General features: G+C 73.2%; 14 protein-coding genes. All 14 read right to left on the bottom strand.

What is annotated here, in order from left to right; all coding sequences use genetic code 11:
- Positions 1-3: 3 nt before the first annotated feature.
- The 14 genes from PV341_RS24745 to mnmA all read right to left on the bottom strand — a co-directional run bounded on the left by PV341_RS24745 (position 4) and on the right by mnmA (position 18,469).
- On the bottom strand, positions 4-3,051 hold the full coding sequence (locus tag PV341_RS24745) for a helix-turn-helix transcriptional regulator (RefSeq protein ID WP_500330481.1): 3,048 nt from the start codon (positions 3,049-3,051) through the stop codon (positions 4-6).
- Positions 3,052-3,101: 50 nt separating this feature from the next.
- Entirely contained in the window at positions 3,102-3,314 is a 213-nt protein-coding gene (locus tag PV341_RS24740) for a hypothetical protein (protein WP_500358996.1), read from the bottom strand.
- A gap of 179 nt (positions 3,315-3,493) precedes the next feature.
- Positions 3,494-4,099, bottom strand: coding sequence for a hypothetical protein (locus PV341_RS24735; RefSeq protein WP_500358995.1), 606 nt, complete (start codon positions 4,097-4,099; stop codon positions 3,494-3,496).
- A gap of 17 nt (positions 4,100-4,116) precedes the next feature.
- Positions 4,117-6,315: an MMPL family transporter gene (locus PV341_RS24730; RefSeq protein WP_500358994.1), complete on the bottom strand. Its 2,199-nt coding sequence runs from the start codon at positions 6,313-6,315 to the stop codon at positions 4,117-4,119.
- A 243-nt stretch (positions 6,316-6,558) separates the two neighbouring features.
- Positions 6,559-8,067, bottom strand: coding sequence for an Asp-tRNA(Asn)/Glu-tRNA(Gln) amidotransferase subunit GatB (gene gatB, locus PV341_RS24725; RefSeq protein ID WP_500358992.1), 1,509 nt, complete (start codon positions 8,065-8,067; stop codon positions 6,559-6,561).
- A gap of 25 nt (positions 8,068-8,092) precedes the next feature.
- A complete protein-coding gene (locus PV341_RS24720) occupies positions 8,093-8,341 on the bottom strand; it encodes a hypothetical protein (RefSeq protein WP_499514146.1) in 249 nt (82 codons plus the stop codon).
- Positions 8,338-9,831 carry an Asp-tRNA(Asn)/Glu-tRNA(Gln) amidotransferase subunit GatA gene (gatA, locus tag PV341_RS24715; RefSeq protein ID WP_392608837.1) on the bottom strand — a complete coding sequence of 498 codons (1,494 nt, stop codon included), beginning with the start codon at positions 9,829-9,831 and terminating at the stop codon, positions 8,338-8,340. Before gatA ends, PV341_RS24720 begins: the two co-directional genes overlap by 4 nt.
- A gap of 5 nt (positions 9,832-9,836) precedes the next feature.
- Entirely contained in the window at positions 9,837-10,133 is a 297-nt protein-coding gene (gatC, locus tag PV341_RS24710) for an Asp-tRNA(Asn)/Glu-tRNA(Gln) amidotransferase subunit GatC (RefSeq protein ID WP_500358990.1), read from the bottom strand.
- 211 nt (positions 10,134-10,344) lie between these two features.
- Positions 10,345-12,453 carry a putative bifunctional diguanylate cyclase/phosphodiesterase gene (locus tag PV341_RS24705; RefSeq protein ID WP_500330449.1) on the bottom strand — a complete coding sequence of 703 codons (2,109 nt, stop codon included), beginning with the start codon at positions 12,451-12,453 and terminating at the stop codon, positions 10,345-10,347.
- Between the two features lie 215 nt (positions 12,454-12,668).
- On the bottom strand, positions 12,669-14,897 hold the full coding sequence (gene ligA, locus PV341_RS24700; RefSeq protein ID WP_500330448.1) for an NAD-dependent DNA ligase LigA: 2,229 nt from the start codon (positions 14,895-14,897) through the stop codon (positions 12,669-12,671).
- 7 nt (positions 14,898-14,904) lie between these two features.
- Positions 14,905-15,870, bottom strand: coding sequence for a methionine synthase (locus PV341_RS24695; RefSeq protein ID WP_500358998.1), 966 nt, complete (start codon positions 15,868-15,870; stop codon positions 14,905-14,907).
- Positions 15,871-15,962: 92 nt separating this feature from the next.
- Complete coding sequence (locus PV341_RS24690) at positions 15,963-16,652, bottom strand: SDR family oxidoreductase (RefSeq protein WP_500330446.1); 690 nt, start codon at positions 16,650-16,652, stop codon at positions 15,963-15,965.
- Between the two features lie 27 nt (positions 16,653-16,679).
- Positions 16,680-17,219, bottom strand: a complete 540-nt coding sequence (locus tag PV341_RS24685) for an LOG family protein (protein WP_500330444.1) — start codon at positions 17,217-17,219, stop codon at positions 16,680-16,682.
- A gap of 86 nt (positions 17,220-17,305) precedes the next feature.
- Positions 17,306-18,469 carry a tRNA 2-thiouridine(34) synthase MnmA gene (gene mnmA / locus PV341_RS24680; RefSeq protein WP_500330443.1) on the bottom strand — a complete coding sequence of 388 codons (1,164 nt, stop codon included), beginning with the start codon at positions 18,467-18,469 and terminating at the stop codon, positions 17,306-17,308.
- Between the last annotated feature and the right edge of the window lie 166 nt (positions 18,470-18,635).

The following is an 18,635-nucleotide window of genomic DNA, read 5'->3' as shown; positions in this document are numbered from 1 at the left end:
GGTTCAGCCCGGCTGCCCGGCGAACAGCCGCAGCCGGTGGGCGAGCGCGGCCGCCTCGCCGCGGCCCGAGACACCGAGCTTGGCGAGGATGTTGGAGACGTGCACGCTCGCGGTCTTCGGCGAGATGAACAGCTCCTCGGCGATGCGGCGGTTGGTGTAGCCGGCGGCGACCCGGCGCAGCACCTCCCGCTCGCGCGCGGTCAGGCCGAAGGGCTCCGGTTCCCCGGCGGCTTCGGGCGCGGCGGCCTCCTCCGGTTCCTCCAGCACCAGCCGGCCCCGCCGGGCGAGCAGCCGGACGGCGTCGCGCAGCGGGACGGCCCCCAGGGAGTCGGCGACCCCGCACGCCCCGCGCAGCAGGGCGGCCGCGCGGTCGCGGGCACCGGGATCGTGCCGGGCGAGCAGGGCCTCGGCCTGCCGGAGCCGTACCAGGGCGAGCGGGTACGGGCGGTCGAGGGCGGCGAAGGCCTCCCCGGCGGCGGCCCAGGGTCCGGGGTCGGTGCTCCCGTCGGCGCGCAGCAGTTCGGCCTCGACCAGCAGGGCGTGGGCGGCCCACACCGGTGACAGCCGGGGCAGCCGGCCGGCCGCCTTGCGGATGAGGGCGAGCATCTCGGGGCGGCCGGCCTCCGCGCCGGGCAGCCCCAGCGCGTCCGCCTCCACGGCGGCCGCGGTGTGCAGCATGGGCCAGACGTAGCGGTGGAACGCGGACGGGAACCCCGCCTCCAGCGCGGCGCGCACCGCGGCCCGCGCCTCCAGGAAGCGTCCGCGCCCGGCGGCGACGGCGATGGTCAGATGCCGCAGCGGCAGGGTGTTCTGCGGCTGGTGGTCCCGGGGGCCCAGATGGTCCCGGGCGGCGGCGACCTCGGCCTCGGCGCGGTCGTACTCCCCGCGCAGCACGGCGAGATGGGCCAGCAGCGTCGCGGCCCAGCCGAGGTACAGGGCGTGGTTGGTGTTCTCCCGGCCGCGGACGGCGACCTCGGCCGCCTCGTCCCAGCGGCCGAGGGCGAGCAGGGACTCGGCCTGGTTGGCGGAGGCGAAGGTGGCGCCGTCGCGCAGCCCGTGGCGGGTGGCGCCCTCCACTCCACGGCGGGCCACCGCGATCGCCTCCTCCGAGCGGCCCACGGCCTCCAGCAGGGCGGCGAGGTTGGCGTCGGCGTTCACCGTGAGGTTGCCGTACCGGGCGGCGGCGGCCCGTTCGCGGGCGGCCTCCAGCTCGGCGATGCCGGCGTCGGCGTCACCTGTGTCGGCGAGCAGGATGCCCAGGGTGACCCGGGCGTGGAGCTCCGTCTCCTCGGCACCGACGAGCCGGGCCAGCTCGATGGCGCGCTCCGCCGTGGTGATGCCGTCCGGCCCCGGGTCGTGCATCATCGCCCACCCGGCCACGCTCTCCAGCACCTCGGCGTGGACCGGGGACGGCGGCAGCCCGCGGACGAGTTCCTGGGCCTCGGCGATCTCCGCCCAGCCGTCGCCGCGGCCCATCGCGACCATCAGCCGGGAGCGCTGGATCCAGAACCAGGCGGCGCGCAGCGGGTCGCCGGAACGCTCCAGCAGGCGCAGCGCCCGCTTGGTGACCTCGTAGGCGCCCTCGCGGTCGGCGCTCAGGCGCGCGGCCACGGTCGTCTCGGCGAGCAGGTCCATGTACTGCAGGGGCTTGCTGCCCGGGTCGCAGCCGCATGGCGGGAACACCTCGACGTAGTCGACGGGCCGCAGTTCCTCGCGGACCTCTCCGGGGGTGTCGTCCCACAGCTCCAGGGCGCGTTCGAGCAGCCGGTGCTGTTCGGCGTAGGCGTGCCGGCGCCGCGCCTCGACGGAGGCCCGCAGCACGGCGGGCAGCGCCTTGGCGGGCTCGTGGGCGTGGTACCAGTAACTGGCCAGCCGGGCCGGGAGTTCGTCGGCGGGCACCAGAGTGGGGTCGGCCTCCAGGGCCTGCGCGTAGCGGCGGTTGATGCGGCTGCGCTCGCCGGGCAGCAGGTCGTCGCCGACGGCCTCACGGACCAGCGAGTGCCGGAAGCGGTAGCCGTCGCCGTCGTCGGTGGGGAGCAGGATCTTGGCGCCCACGGCGGAGCGCAGGGCTTCGATGAGTTCGTCCTCACCGAGCCCTGCGACGGCCTCCAGCAGCCGGTACTCGACGGCGGAGCCGCCCTCGGCGACGACGCGGGCGACGCGCTGCGCGGTCTCGGGCAGTGTCTCGACCCGGACGAGCAGCAGGTCGCGCAGGCTGTCGCTGAGGCCGGTGCGGCAGCCCTGGGTGATGCTGCAGGCGAGTTCCTCGACGAAGAAGGGGTTGCCGTCGGAACGGCCGAAGACCCGGTCGACCATGCTCGGCGAGGGCTCGGAGTCGAGGATGCCGGCCACCTGGGCGCGGACCTCGCCGCGGTTGAACCGGGACAGCTCCAGGCGCACCACGGAACGCATCCGGTCGAGCTCGGCGAGGAAGGGCCGCAGCGGGTGGCGCCGGTGGATGTCGTCGGAGCGGTAGGTGGCCAGGACGACGAGCCGGCCGCGGGAGAGCGAGCGCAGCAGGTAGCCGAGGAGTTCGCGGGTCGAGCGGTCGGCCCAGTGCAGGTCCTCGAGGGCGACGACGAGCGTGCGCTCCTCCGACAACCGTTCCAGCAGCCGCGAGGTGAGCTCGAAGAGCCGGGCGCGGCCGTGCTCGTCGCGCTGGTCGGCGAGGGGGTCGGGGCCGTCCGTCCCGCCCAGGCCGGGCAGCAGGCGGGCGAGTTCGCCCTCGCTGCCGGCGGCCGCGGCGACCAGTTCGTCGCCGAACCTGCGGTGCAGGGCGCGCAGGATCGTCGCGACGGGGGCGAACGGCAGCCCGTCCGCGCCGATCTCCACGCAGGCGCCGACGGCGGTCACGGTCCCCGGTCCGTCCTGCGCCGCGGCGAGGAACTCCTCGACGAGCCGGGTCTTGCCGACGCCGGCCTCGCCGCCGATCACCAACGCCTGCGGCTCGCCCGCGTGAGCGCGGGCGAGCGCGGAGGTGAGGCGGGTCAGTTCGCGGGTGCGGCCGACGAACACCGGGCTGACCGACTGGTTCTGCACGGTCCCGAGCATCGCACGGGGCCCTGACGGCGCGGTACCGGTTTGCACCGGCACCACGGTGCTCATCCGGCGGCCCTCGGCCGCCGGGTGACCCGGCCGGCCCTCCTTCCGTGCCGCCTTCCCTCGTCCTGGTCGGCGGCGGCCACGCACCGGCCGCCTGCGGTGCGGGCGGCCTCGCGGGCGGCCTCGCGGGCCTGGTGCGCCAGGCGGTACTCGGCGGCCTCGCGCAGCAGTTGCTCCGTGCGTTCGCGGCCCAGCAGTTCGTGCGTGTACATCTCGTGCTCCTCGGGATCGGGACCGATGGTCCGGAGTCGTTCTCCGTGCCATCAGCCTCGTCCCCAAGGGGGGTGGGGCACATCGGGCAACCGCCCAGGCTTCGGGGGTGCGGATGCCTTAGGCCGCGCGGCGGACCGCTCAGGTCCTCAGGGCCGCGCGGCCTGCCTCCTCAGAGGTCTCAGCCGCCGGACGAGACGGGGGCCTCGGCCACGCTCGGCAGCCCGCCGAAGAGGTCGAACCACGTCCCCAGGGCGACGCACAGCCCGAGCGCGCCGAGGGCGAGACCGCCCCAGGCGACGGCGCGCACCCACGGTGCGGCGTTCCGTCCGGCGAGCAGCACCGCGCCGAGGACGACGAGGGCGATCAGCGCGCAGACGCCGTTGACGGCGGCCGTGGTGTGCCAGGGGCCGCCGTATATCTGCTCGATCTGCTGGGCGGCGCTGCCGGAGGAGGTGTTGATCTGGCCGACCAGCTGCCGCCGCTCGGCCAGGACGGTGCCCAGCCAGGTGCCGGTGAGGGACGCGAGGCCGAGGGCGGCGCCGACGACCGCCGCGGCGCCCGGCACGACCCCGGCGGGGCGGGGGGCGTCCGGCGTGTCAAGGGTGTCCGGCTCGTCGAGGTCGTCGGCCTCGTCGAGGTCGTCGGGCGTGTCAAGGTCGGCGGGCGCGGGCGGTCCGGCGTCGGGCGCGGGCGCCGACGTCGCGCCGTCGTCCTCGGCCCGGTCGAGCTCGGCGTCCGCGGCGCGACCGTCGGCTGCCGCCCCGTGGGTCTTGGTGGTCTCCATGGTCGGCAACCGTACGGTCAGATTCTGAGAGCCGTCTGAGAACCGGGCTCGTCCACGGCCGGCGCCGCGGGCTCCGCCGGACCCTCGATGCAGATCCGCGGCAGCCGGCGCTCCAGCCACCGGGGCAGCCACCAGTTCCAGTCGCCCAGCATGTGCATCAGCGCCGGTACGAGCAGCGTCCGCAGGACGAAGGCGTCCAGCGCGACGGCGGCCGCCAGGCCGATGCCGAACATCGCGATCACACGGTCGCCACTGAGCACGAAGGCCAGGAAGACGGAGATCATGATGACCGCGGCGGAGTTGATCACACGGCTGGTCTCGGCGAGGCCGACCCGGACCGCCCGGCGGTTGTCACCGGTCTCGCGCCACTCCTCGTACATGCGGCTGACGAGGAAAACCTGGTAGTCCATGGAGAGCCCGAAGAGCACCGAGACCATGATCACCGGCAGGAAGGGCTCGATCGGGCCGGCCGCCCCGAGCCCCAGCAGCTCGCTCCCCCAGCCCCACTGGAAGATCGCGACCACGATGCCGAAGGACGAGGCGACGGCGACGACGTTCATGACCGCGGCCTTGAGCGGGATGCCGAAGCTGCGGAAGGCCAGCAGCAGGAGCAGGCAGCCCAGGCCGATGACGGAGCCCACGAAGAGCGGCAGCTTGCCGACGATCACCGAGGCGAAGTCCGCGTAGCCCGCGGTGACCCCGCCGACGTACACCTCCAGCGAGGTGCCGTCGGTGGCCTCGGGGATGACGTCCTCGCGCAGGTGGGTGACGAGCCGGTCGGTGGCCTGGTCCTGCGGGGAGGTGGTGGGGACGACGTCGATGACGTCCAGCCCGCTGCCGTGCTGCGCCTGCTCCATGTGCACCGCTGCGACGCCCTCGGTGCGCCCCAGGGCGACGGTGAGCTGCTCCAGGCCCGCGCGGTCGGCGGCGTCGCCCGACTTGGCGACCAGTTGCAGGGGGCCGTTGAAACCGGGCCCGAAGCCCTCGGAGAGCATGTCGTACGCCTGGCGGGTGGTGGTGCCCGCGGCGCTGTTGCCCTGGTCGGAGGCGCCCAGGTGGAGGGAGGTCGTGGGCAGGGCCAGGACGAGCATGACGACGGCGGCGACCGCGCCGAGGACCTTGGGGTGCCGTTCGACGAAAGCGGACCAGCGGGCCGCGAACCCGGTCGGCAGCTCGGGCGACGGCCCGTGCTCGACGAGCCGGCGCCGCTCCCGGCGGCTGAGCGCCTTCATGCCGATCGTGCCCAGCAGCGCGGGCAGCAGCGTCACCGAGGCGGCGACGGTGAGGATCACGGTGAGGGAGGCGGCGATCGCGACGCCGTTGAGGAAGGACAGCCGCAGGATCAGCATGCCGAGCAGGGCCACGCAGACCGTGCCGCCGGCGAAGACCACCGCCCTGCCGGTCGTGGCGACCGCCTTCTCGGCGGCCTCCCGTACCGGCAGGCCCTGTTTCAGGCCCCTGCGGTGACGGGTGACGATGAACAGGGCGTAGTCGATACCGACGCCCAGGCCGATGAGCAGGCCGAGCATCGGCGCGAAGTCGGCCACCCTGATCAGGTGGCCGAGCAGTTCGATCGCCATGTACGCGGTGCCCACGCTGACCAGCGCGGTGATGATCGGCATGAACATCGCGAACAGCGAACCGAAGGCCACCAGCAGGACCACGGCGGCGACGGCGACGCCCACGACCTCGCTCATGTGCCCGCCGCCGCCCTCGGTGAGCGCGATGGCGCCACCGCCGAGGGCTACCTGGGTGTTGCCGTCGGCCGCCGCCCTGGCCGTGTCGACGACCTTCTGCACCTGGTCGGCGTGCAGGTCGTCCGAGGGCCTGTCGAACATCACGGTCGCGTAGGCGGTGTGCCCGTCCTCGCTGATCTGCGGGGCGCCCTCGGCGCCGTAGGGGCTGGTCACCGAGGCGACCCCGGGAAGTGCGGCCACCTCGTCCAGCGCGCCGGTCAGCCGCTCCCTGACGGACGCGACGCCCACGGTGCCCTTGTCGGTGTGCCAGACGATCGTGTCGCTGTCCCCGGCAGAGCCGGGGAAGGCCTCCTTCAGCAGGGCGGTGGCCTTGCTGGAGTCGGTGCCCTTGATGTCGTAGTCGTTGGAGTAGGCGGATCCGGCGAGCAGGGCGGCCGTGGACAGACCGAGGAGGGCGACGAGCCACAGCAGGACGACGGCGAGACGGCGGTTGAGGCACCAGCGGGCGAGTGCAGCCATTGCTCTCCCTGGGGTTGCGCGGATCTTTCAGGCCGGGGAAGAGCCCGCAAAGAAGACACCACGTACGTCACCGACTGAAGCAGGAAGAAGAGATCGTTGGCCGCTTTCGTGCGGTTAATCACATACCGCGCGGGGAATTTATGCCGCCCTTACAAGCGGCGGACCTGCGACGACGCGGAAGGGGCGGGCCCCCTGACCGGGAGCCCGCCCCTTGTGCGCCGTACGCCTGCCGGCCGCGCCGGATCAGCCCTGGACGCCCAGCTTCTCCAGCACGAGCTCGCGCACGCGCTTGGCGTCGGCCTGACCGCGGGTGATCTTCATGACGGCGCCGATGAGCGCGCCCGCGGCCGCCAGGTTGCCGCCTCGGATCTTGTCCGCAACGGCGGCGTTGGCCGCGATGGCCTCGTCGACGGCCGCGCCGAGCGCGCCCTCGTCCGAGACGACCTTCAGGCCGCGCTTCTCGACGACATCGTCCGGCTCGCCCTCGCCGTCCAGCACGCCCTCGATGACCTGGCGGGCCAGCTTGTCGTTGAGCGAGCCCTCGGCCACCAGCGCCGCCACCCGGGCCACCTGGGCCGGGGTGATGGGCAGGGCGGTCAGTTCCACGCCGTCCTCGTTGGAGCGGCGGGCGAGCTCGCCCATCCACCACTTGCGGGCGGAGGCCGAGTCGGCGCCCGCCTCGATGGTGGCGACGATCGGGTCGATCGCACCGGCGTTGAGCACCGACTGCATCTCGTGGTCGGAGATGCCCCACTCCTGCTGCAGACGCCCCCGGCGCACCCGCGGGAGCTCCGGCAGGCCCGCCCGCAGCTCCTCGACCCACTCACGGGCCGGGGCGACCGGGACGAGGTCGGGCTCCGGGAAGTACCGGTAGTCCTCCGCCTCCTCCTTGATGCGGCCGGAGGTGGTGGAGCCGGTGTCCTCGTGGAAGTGCCGGGTCTCCTGGACGATCGTGCCGCCGGAGCCGAGCACGGCCGCGTGCCGCTGGATCTCGAAGCGGACGGCCCGCTCGACGCTGCGCAGCGAGTTGACGTTCTTGGTCTCGCTGCGGGTGCCGAACCTCTCCCGGCCGATGGGGCGCAGCGACAGGTTGACGTCGCAGCGCATCTGGCCCATCTCCATGCGGGCCTCGGAGACGCCCAGCGCCTTGATCAGCTCGCGCAGTTCGGTCACGTACGCCTTGGCGACCTCGGGCGCGCGCTCGCCGGCGCCCTCGATCGGCTTGGTGACGATCTCGATCAGCGGGATGCCGGCCCGGTTGTAGTCCAGCAGCGAGTGCGAGGCGCCGTGGATGCGGCCGGTGGCGCCGCCCACGTGGGTCGACTTGCCGGTGTCCTCCTCCATGTGGGCGCGCTCGATCTCCACGCGGAAGACCTCGCCGTCCTCCAGCTGCACGTCGAGGTAGCCGTTGAAGGCGATCGGCTCGTCGTACTGGGAGGTCTGGAAGTTCTTCGGCATGTCCGGGTAGAAGTAGTTCTTCCGGGCGAAGCGGCACCACTGCGCGATCTCGCAGTTGAGCGCGAGGCCGATCTTGATGGCGGACTCGACGCCGGTCGCGTTGACGGCCGGCAGAGCGCCGGGCAGGCCCAGGCACACCGGGCACACCTGGCTGTTCGGTTCGGCGCCCAGGGTGGTCGAGCAGCCGCAGAACATCTTCGTCTTGGTGCCGAGCTCGACGTGGACCTCGAGGCCCATCACCGGGTCATAGGACGCGAGCGCGTCCTCGTACGACACCAGGTCCGTGACGGTCACAGTCTTGATACCTCTCAGTTCCCCGTCAGGATGACAACACGTCGTGGTCGCTGCCGTCGCCGAGCCGGCGCAGCTGGCGGAGCAGCAGGGCGACGCCCGTGGCGATCGCCGCGGCGCTGACCACCGCGTCGATCAGCAGCAGCGTGTCGCTGTCCGCGCGCCCCCGCTTCATCTGCCGTGCCACACCGACCGCGCCGAAGAGCGTCGTGCCGATCGACAGGTAGGTGCCGGACTTGCTCTTCTTGAAGCCCTTGGCCTTCTCGAGCTTGCTCACAGGATCGGTGCCTCCTCCAGCAGCGGGTGCCCCCAGCGTGCGGTGAACGCCGCTTCGACGGCCGCACCGACACGGTAGAGCCGGTCGTCGGCCATGGCCGGGGCGATGATCTGCAGACCGACCGGGAGCCCGTCCTCGGACGCGAGGCCGCAGGGCACGGACATGGCGGCGTTGCCGGCCAGGTTGGCCGGGATGGTGCACAGGTCGGCGAGGTACATCGCCATCGGGTCGTCCACGCGCTCGCCGATGGGGAACGCGGTGGTGGGGGTGGTCGGCGAGATCACCACGTCGACCTGCTGGAAGGAGCGCTCGAAGTCCCGCGAGATCAGGGTGCGGACCTTCTGGGCGCTGCCGTAGTACGCGTCGTAGTAACCGGAGCTGAGCGCGTACGTGCCGAGCATGATGCGGCGCTTGACCTCGGGGCCGAAGCCGGCCTCGCGGGTGAGGGCGGTGACGTCCTCGGCGCTGCGGGTGCCGTCGTCGCCGACCCGCAGGCCGTAGCGCAGGCCGTCGAACCGGGCCAGGTTGGACGAGCACTCGGACGGCGCGATCAGGTAGTACGCGGCGAGCGCGTACTCGAAGGACGGGCAGGACAGCTCGACGACCTCGGCGCCGAGCTCGCGCAGCAGCTCGACGGACTCGTTGAACCGCTCCATGACGCCGGGCTGGTAGCCCTCGCCCGCGAACTCCTTGATGACGCCGACCCGCAGGCCCTTGACGTCGCCGTTGCGCGCGGCCTCGACGACCGGGGGGACGGGGGCGTCGATGGAGGTGGAGTCCATCGGGTCGTAGCCCGCGATGACCTCGTGCAGCAGCGCCGCGTCCAGCACCGTGCGGGCGCAGGGCCCGCCCTGGTCCAGCGAGGAGCTGAAGGCGACCATGCCGTAGCGGGAGACCCCTCCGTAGGTCGGCTTGACGCCGACCGTGCCGGTGACGGCGGCCGGCTGGCGGATGGAGCCGCCGGTGTCCGTGCCGATGGCCAGCGGCGCCTGGAAGGAGGCCAGGGCCGCGGAGGAACCGCCGCCCGAGCCGCCGGGGATGCGGGTGAGGTCCCACGGGTTGCCGGTGGGGCCGTAGGCGCTGTTCTCGGTGGAGGACCCCATGGCGAACTCGTCCATGTTGGTCTTGCCGAGGATGACGATGCCGGCCTGCTTGAGGCGGGCGGTCAGCGTCGCGTCGTACGGCGGGATCCAGCCTTCGAGGATCTTGGAGCCGACGGTCGTCGGGATGCCCTTGGTGGTGAAGATGTCCTTCAGCGCCAGCGGGACGCCCGCGAGCGGGCCGAGCTTCTCGCCCGCGGCGCGCTTGTCGTCGACGGCCTTGGCGGCCTTCAGGGCGCCCTCGGTGTCGACGTGCAGGAAGGCGTGGACCTTCTCGTCGACGGCGCCGATGCGGTCCAGATGGGCCTGGGCGACCTCGACGGCGGACGTCTCGCCGGAAGCGACGGCGGCCGCGGTCTGCGCGGCGGTGAGCCTGGTCAGATCGGTCATCGTGATCAGTCCTCCCCCAGGATCTGCGGCACCTTGAAGCGCTGCTGCTCCTCGGCGGGGGCGCCGGACAGCGCCTCGGCCGGGGTCAGGCTGGGCCGGACCTCGTCGGGGCGCATGACATTGGTCAGCGGCAGCGGGTGGGAGGTCGGCGGTACGTCCTCGCCGGCCACCTCGGAGACGCGGGCGACCGCGCCGATGATGGCGTCGAGCTGTCCGGCGAAGTGGTCGAGCTCTTCGTCCTTCAGCTCCAGACGCGACAGCCGGCCGAGGTGGGCGACCTCCTCGCGCGTGATGCCTGGCATGCAGCGATCCTCTGGGGGTGAGTTTGGTCTTTTCCCGCCCAATCCTATGGGCGCGAGCGCCCCGGGGGCGAAACGGTTTGCGCTGCGCCCGGCCGGGGGCCGCCGGACGCGCCGCCCGCGGGCTGCGGTGCCCCTGGGGCGGGTGGGGCCGGCGGGGCGTCCGCGGCCCGGCGCGGCGGGTGCGGGCCCGCTGGTCGAAGGCCCGCAAACGTTACTGCGCGTCGGGGACGGCGGCCCGCTCCTTGGCGGCCTCCAGCTCCGCCGGACGGCGCCATCCGGCACGCCCGCGCAGCCGCAGCCAGGCCGTGGTCTCCTCCGGGGGCATCGCTGCGGCGACCAGCCAGCCCTGGATCGCGTCGCAGCCGAGGTCCCGCAGGCGCTCCCACGTCTCGTCGTCCTCGACGCCCTCCGCCACGACGAGGAGGCCGAGGGAGTGGGCGAGGTCGACCGTGCAGCGCACGATCTCCGCGTCCTCGGCGTCGACGGACAGCCGCGCGACGAACGAGCGGTCGATCTTCAGCTCGCTCACCGGCAGCCGCCGCAGGTGGACCAGCGAGGAGTACCCGGTGCCGAAGTCGTCCAGCGACATCTTCACCCCGTGCCCGGTCAGCCCGGCCATGGTGTCGGCGGCGCGCTGCGGGTCCTCCAGCAGCACGTGCTCGGTGATCTCCAGCTGCAGCGCCCCCGGCGGGACCCCGTGGCGGGCCAGGCGCGCGGCGACGGCCCCGGCGAAACCGGGCGAGTGGACGTCGCGCGGCGAGACGTTGACCGCGACGGGGACGTCGAGGCCCATCGCCCGCCACCGGGCGACCTGCCCGAGGGCGGTCTCCAGGACGTACTCGGTGAGCTGCGGCATCAGCCCGGAGGTCTCGGCGATCGCGATGAACTCCTCGGGGCTCACCCGGCCGCGCTCGGGGTGCACCCAGCGGACCAGCGCCTCCAGGCCCGCGACCTGTCCGTCGAAGCGGACCTTCGGCTGGTAGTGCAGCTCGACCTCACCGCGGTCCAGTGCCCGGCGCAGGTCGCCGAGGAGGCCAAGCCGGTCGGGCGTGTTGCCGTCGCGGGAGGACTCGTAGACCTCGACCCCGCTGCGGTCACGTTTCGCCTGGTACATCGCGACGTCGGCGCGGCGCAGCAGGCCCTCGGCGTCATCGGCGTGATCGGGGTAGACGGCGACCCCGGCGCTGGCCTCGAGCACCAGGGTCAGGCCGTCGAGGCTTAACGGCGAGCTCAGCGCGGCGACCAGGGCCCTGGCGATGCGCTGGGCGCGGGTCGGCGCGTCGCAGGTGGGGAGCAGGACGGCGAACTCGTCGCCGCCGAGCCGGGCGACCTCGGCGCCGCGTGGCAGGGCCAGCCGCAGACGGTCCGCGATCTGCACCAGCAGCCGGTCGCCGGCCATGTGGCCCAGGGTGTCGTTGACGGAGCGGAACTTGTCCAGGTCGATCAGGACCAGGGCGGCGCGCTCGCCGCTGCGGGCGGCGTCGTCGAGCGCGGTCCAGGTGCGCTCCAGCAGCCACTGACGGTTGGGCAGTCCGGTGAGGGGGTCGCGCAGTTGTTCCTCGGCGCGGGCGTGGGCGATCCAGAGGGTGGAGTCGAGCGCGATCAGGGGCACGGCGAACAGCGGGAGCAGCAGGGGCAGATCGGCCGCGACGATGATGATCAGCGGGGAGATGCCGAGCAGTGCGACGCCGACGAAGCCCTGGCGTAGCAGGGCGGTGCGGGCCACGGTGGGCAGGGCTCCGGCGCGCGGCACGATCGCGTACCACAGGAGCGTGCGGGTCGCAGCCAGGTAGCCGAGTGCGGCGGCGAGCACCGAGGGGATGGCGGCCATCCCCCAAGTGGCGGGTTGCCAGGGCTGTTCGACGGACGGGTGGGTCCCGAAGGCGGACAGCGCGAGCGAGGCCGCGCCGATGCCGAGGATGTCCACGGCGCCGTGCAGCAGCGCCTCCCGCCAGCGGTGCCTGCGGGCCGCGCCGACCAGGACGACGACGGCCAGGCTGACCAGCACCGCGGGCACCCAGCCGTAGAGCAGCAGCATGGCGAGGGTCAGGGCGGCGCCGGAGCCGGTGCCGCCCCACCAGCGGTCCCGGCCCATGGCGACCAGGTGGCCGACGATGATGCCGGTGAGCACGGCGAACGCCCAGCCGACGTCCCCGCCGGGGAAGAAGGCGTTGCCGTCCACGAGTATCCGGACCACGCCCACGACCAGGGCCGCGGCGGCAGCGCCCACGACCGAGTACCTGAGTGCCGCCGCGGGCAGCACCGGCGCGGCCGGCCCGAGCAGCCGCTGCGCCGGTCCGGCGCTGTCCGTCGGTTCCATGCCCGTACCCTCTCGCAGCCGCGTGTGCCGTTCCACCACACGCCCGTGCCCGCGGGATTGACCACCGGGCTGCTGGAGGGCCCATGCCCGGAAGGCGCGCCTCTCAACAGTAGGCCGATAAAGGCTGTCACGGGCACCGATCGGCTGCTGTTGCCCGAATGGATCCCACCCTCCCGGATCGTTCCACTATGGGCCGAAAGGGTGATGATGGGCTGTCAGCCCTCCGGGTTCACGGTGGCCTCCCGGGCCGCGTCGGCGCCCTGTCCGAGCAGGACGGCGAAGCCGTCCTCGTCCAGGATCGGCACCTTCAGCTGCACCGCCTTGTCGTACTTGGAGCCCGGGCTGTCGCCGACGACCACGAAGTCGGTCTTCTTGGAGACCGATCCGGTGACCTTGGCCCCGCGACTCACGAGCGCCTCCTTCGCGCCGTCCCGGGTGTGGGTGGCGAGGGTGCCGGTGACGACGACGGTGAGGCCCTCCAACGGGCGCGGCCCCTCGTCGGAGCCCTCCTCGGTGAACCGGACGCCCGCGGCCTTCCACTTGCGCAGGATCTCGCGGTGCCACTCCTCCTCGTACCACTGCTTGAGGGAGGCCGCGATGATCCCGCCGACGCCGTCGACACCTGCCAGGCGCTCCTCGTCGGCGGCGAAGACGGCGTCCAGGTCGCGGAACTCGCGGGCGAGGGCCTCGGCGGCGACCGGGCCGACGTGACGGATCGACAGTCCCGTGATCACGCGGGCGAGCGGCTGCTCCTTGGCCTTCTGGATGTTCTCCAGCATGGCCACGGCGTTCTTCTTCAGCTCCCCCTGCTGGTTGGCGAAGACCGAGACGACCTTCTCCTCGCCGGTCGCGGGGTCGCGCTTGGGCAGGCCGCTGTTCTGGTCGAGGACGTGGGCGCGGATGGGCAACAGGTCCTCTGGGGTGAGGTCGAACAGGTCGCCCTCGTCACGCAGCGGCGGCTCGGCGGGCTCCAGCGGCCCGGTGAGCGCGGCGGCGGCGACGTAGCCGAAGTTCTCGATGTCCAGGCACTTGCGACCGGTCAGATAGAACACCCGTTCCCGGATCTGCGCCGGGCAGCCCCGCGCGTTGGGGCAGCGCAGGTCGATGTCGCCCTCCTTCATGGGGCGCAGCGCAGTGCCGCAGGAGGGGCACTGGGCGGGCATCACGAACTCGCGCTCGCTGCCGTCCCGCAGGTCGACGACGGGGCCGAGGATCTCGGGGATGACGTCACCGGCCTTGCGCAGCACGACGGTGTCGCCGATCAGCACGCCCTTGGCCTTGACCACGTCCTGGTTGTGCAGGGTGGCGAACTCGACCTCCGAGCCGGCGACCGTGACCGGCTCGACCACCGCGTACGGCGTCACCCGGCCCGTGCGGCCGACGCCGACCCGGATGTCGACCAGCTTGGTGTTGACCTCCTCGGGCGCGTACTTCCACGCGATGGCCCAGCGCGGCGCGCGGGCGGTGGAGCCGAGCCGGCCCTGCAGCGGGATCTCGTCGACCTTGACGACGATGCCGTCGATCTCGTGCTCGACGTCGTGGCGGTGCTCGCCGTAGTAGGCGATGGCCTCCTTGACCTCGGCGAGCGTGCCGACCACGCGGGCGTACCTGGTGGTGGGCAGGCCCCACTCGTGCAGCAGCTCGTAGGCGTGCGACTGGCAGTCGATGGTGAAGCCCTCACGGGCGCCGATGCCGTGCACCACCATGTGCAGCGGGCGGCTCGCGGTCACCCGGGGGTCCTTCTGCCGCAGGGAGCCGGCGGCGGCGTTGCGCGGGTTGGCGAAGGGCTTGTCGCCGGCCTCGACCAGACGGGCGTTGAGCTCCTCGAACTTCTCCATCGGGAAGAAGACCTCGCCGCGGATCTCGACGAGCGCGGGGACGCGCTCCCCCGCCAGCCGGTCCGGGATCTCGGCGATCGTGCGGACGTTGGGCGTGATGTCCTCGCCGGTGCGGCCGTCACCGCGCGTGGCGCCGCGCACCAGACGGCCGTTCTCGTACGTGAGGTTGACGGCGAGTCCGTCGACCTTCAGCTCGCACAGGAAGTGGTAGGTGCCGCCCTCGCCCGCCGGGGGGCCCAGCTCCGCGGCGAGGCGTTCGGCCCAGGCGTTCAGCTCCTCCTCGGTGAAGGCGTTGTCGAGGGAGAGCATGCGCTCGCGGTGCTCGACGGAGGTGAACTCCGTCGCGTACGCGCCGGCGACCTTCTGGGTCGGCGAGTCCGGCGTGCGCAGCGAGGGGTACTCGTCCTCCAGCGCCTCCAGCCGCCGCAGCAGCTTGTCGAAGTCGGCGTCGCTGACGACCGGCTGGTCCTTGACGTAGTAGCGGAAGCGGTGCTCCTCGACCTGCTCGGCCAGGGAGGCGTGCAGCTCGCGCGCCTTCGCCGGCACGTCCTCGTTCCTGGCGCCCTCGGGGATCACGGAGTCCTCCACGTCCACGTCCTTCCTCATCCCATCCTCACTCAGGGTTGTCGACGAGCGAGCGTGCCGCCTTCGCGCAGTGCACGAGCGCGGCACGGGCATAGGCCGGCGAGGCCCCGGCCAGACCGCAGGTCGGGGTCACCGCCACGGAGGTGCCCAGCTCCCCCGGGGACAGCCCCAGCCTGCGCCACAGCGCCCGAACACCACCGACGCTACCCGCAGGGTCCGACAATGGGGCGTCGGTACCCGGGACGACACCGGTGAAGAGCGCGGTTCCCGCCTCCGCCGCCTCACCGAAGGCGTCCCAGTCACTCTCCGTGAGCAGCGAGAAATCGAACGACACCCCCGCCACCCCGGCCCTGCGCAGCAGCGCGAAGGGCACCTCCGGCGCGCAGGAGTGCGCGATCACGGGCACGCCGTCCCCACCCCCGACGGCCGCCATGACGTCCCGCAGCGCGCCCTCGACGACGCCCCGGTCCACCGCGCGGTGCGTGCGGTAGCCGCTGGCGGACCTGACCCGGCCCTGGAGCACGGCGGTGAGCGAGGGCTCGTCCAGCTGCAGCACGGGCCTCGCGCCGGGCACACGCCGGCGCACGTCCTCCAGGTGCAGCCGCAGTCCCTCGCCGAGCGAGGCGGCCAGGTCACGGCAGGCGCCCTGGTCGGAGAGCGCCGCCTCGCCGTTCTTCAGCTCGACGGAGGCCGCGAGCGTCCAGGGCCCGACCGCCTGGAGCTTCAGGGGGCCCTCGTAGCCCTGGGTGAACTCCTCCAGGGCGTCCAGGTCCTCCCCCAGCCACGCCCTGGCCCGGCGGGTGTCCCGGCCCGGGCGGTCGCCGAACCGCCATCCGCTGGGCTCCACGCGCCCGTACAGCTCGACGAGCATCCCGAGCGTACGGCCGATCATGTCCGCGCCCGGGCCGCGCGCGGGCAGCTCCGGCAGGAACGGCAGCGCCTCCAGCGCCCCGGTCGCCGTCCGCGCCGCCTCGCGCGCGTCACCTCCCGGCATCGAACCCACACCGGTGGCCGCCCCTTGGGGCAGCCGGAACTTCGCTTCGGTCGCTTCCGTGCTCACCGGTGCAGCCTACGTCGGCGCGCCGGTCAGGCTCCCGGCCGGATCGTCAGGTCGTTGACCTCGGCGTCCCGCGGCAGGTCGACCGCCGTCAGGATCGCCGTCGCCACCGACTCGGGGGCGATCCAGCGCGAGGGGTCGTACGTCTTGCCCTCCTGCTGGTGCACCTTGGCCTGCATCGGCGTGGCGGTGCGGCCCGGGTAGACGGAGGTGACCCGCACCCCGTTCGCGTGCTCCTCGTGGCGCAGGGAGTCGGCGAGCGCCTTGAGGCCGTGCTTGCTGGCCGCGTAGGCGCCCCACTCCGCGTGCGCGTTGAGCCCGGCGCCGGAGTTGACGAAGACCACGTGCCCGCGGGAGAGCCGCAGTTGGGGCAGGACGAGGCGGGTCAGCTCGGCGGGGCCCACGAGGTTGGCGGCGAGCGTCCGGTTCCAGGTCTTCGGGGTCAGCTCGCCGACCTGCCCCAGGTCCACGACGCCCGCGATGTGCAGCAGGGAGTCCAGCCGGTCCGGCGGCGACTGGTGGCCCAGCGCCCAGGACAGCCGCTCCGGCTCCGCGAGGTCACCCACGAGGGTGCGCGCGCCCGGGAAGCGGTCGGCCAGCTCCTTGGCGCGTCCGGCGTTGCGGGCCAGCAGCCACAGTTCGTCGCCGCGGTCGAGGAGGCGCTGCGCCACGACGGCGCCGATGCCGGAGCCGGCGCCGGTGATCAGGTGAATCGACATGGGCTCCATGCTGTCATCCCCCGCGGCTCACACGATGCCGGCGTTCTCCTCCAGATAGGCGAGCGCCGAGACGCCGTCCTCGGCGAAGAACACCAGGTCGGTGAGGGGCAGCGGCAGGAAGCCCTCCTCGTCCATGCGCTGGAACTGCTCCTTGAGCCCGTCGTAGAAGCCCGCCGTGTTGAGCAGGACGACCGGCTTGGTGTGCAGCCCGTGCTTCTTCAGCTCCAGGATCTCGGTCGCCTCGTCCAGCGTGCCGGTGCCGCCCACCATGACCACCACGGCGTCCGCGCGGGCCAGCAGCTCCGCCTTGCGCTCGGCGAGGTCGGCCGCGATCACCATCTCGTCGGCGCCCTTGCGGGCCTTGGCCGCGAGGAACTCCACCGAGACCCCGACCAGGCGCCCGCCGTGCTCCTGCACCCCGTCCGCCATCACCTTCATCAGGCCCACGTCCGAGCCGCCCCACACCAGGGTGTGCCCGCCCTTGCCGATCAACTCGGCGAACTGGCGGGCGGGTTCGGTGTAGCGGGGCTCGAGGTCGGCGGCGGAGAGGAAGACGCAGATGTTCATGCGGGCCAGTCTCGCGCATGGCGCCGGGCGCCGGGCAGGGGGGCCGTTCGGCCCGTTCCGTACCCCGCGCCCGGTGCCGGGGCCGCTCAGGCGCTCGCGGTCGCCGGCCGGCTGCGCTCCGTCGTGGCGATCGTCGCCGAGCCGACGACGCGCGTGCCGTCGTAGAGCACGACCGCCTGGCCCGGCGCGACGCCGCGGACGGCCCCGCCGGTGAAGCGGACGCGCAGTTCGCCGCCGTCCAGCTCGGCGGTGACGGGCACGTCGTCGCCGTGGGCGCGCAGCTGCGCGGTGTACGCGCGCTGCCCGGCTCCGTCGGGCGCGGTGCCGCACCAGCGCGGGCGGATGGCGGTCAGGGCCGTGACGTCCAGCGCCTCGGCCGGGCCGACGGTCACCGTGTTGTTCACCGGCGAGATGTCGAGCACGTAGCGCGGCTTGCCGTCGGCGGCGGGCACGCCCAGGCGCAGCCCCTTGCGCTGGCCCACGGTGTAGCCGTAGGCGCCGGAGTGGGTGCCCAGGCGGTTGCCGTCCTCGTCGAGGATGTCGCCGTCGGCGGTGCCCAGGCGCCGCGCGAGGAAGCCCTGGGTGTCGCCGTCGGCGATGAAGCAGATGTCGTGGCTGTCCGGCTTCTTCGCCACGGACAGGCCACGGCGGGCCGCCTCCGCCCGGATCTCGTCCTTGGTGGTGAGCGTGTCGCCGAGCGGGAACATGGCGTGCGCCAGCTGCCGCTCGTCGAGGACGCCGAGGACGTACGACTGGTCCTTGGCCGCGTCGGAGGCGCGGTGCAGCTCGCGGGAGCCGTCGGGGTTGGCCACGACGGTGGCGTAGTGGCCGGTGCACACGGCGTCGAAGCCGAGGGCGATCGCCTTGTCGAGCAGCGCGGCGAACTTGATCTTCTCGTTGCAGCGCAGGCAGGGGTTGGGCGTGCGGCCCGCGGCGTACTCGGCGACGAAGTCGTCGACAACGTCCGCGCGGAAGCGGTCGGCGAGGTCCCAGATGTAGAAGGGGATGCCGATGACGTCCGCGGCGCGGCGGGCGTCGTGGCTGTCCTCGATCGTGCAGCAGCCGCGGGCTCCGGTGCGGAACGACTGCGGGTTCGCGGACAGGGCGAGGTGCACGCCCGTGACGTCGTGCCCCGCATCGGCGGCGCGGGCGGCCGCCACGGCCGAGTCGACGCCACCGCTCATCGCGGCGAGCACGCGGAGGCGACGGCCGTCGCCAGGGCCTGTGGGTGCACCGGGGAAGTCAGTCATAGCGCCTCCTAGAGTACGGCGCCCCCGGGGCGTCCTGCGGGGCCGGTCTTCGTGAACGCGGGGCGAGCGGCCCGGCCCTGTCCGCAAGCCGCCCGCAAAGAGGCGCCACCCACCGGGGCCACCCGCACCCGCACCCGCACCCGCACCCGAAACCACTTTTTTATAA

Source organism: Streptomyces sp. PA03-1a, from assembly GCF_033792805.1.
Taxonomy (GTDB): domain Bacteria; phylum Actinomycetota; class Actinomycetes; order Streptomycetales; family Streptomycetaceae; genus Actinacidiphila.
The sequence above is the reverse complement of the archived record's forward strand: the minus strand, read 5'-3'. Positions and strand labels throughout refer to the sequence as shown.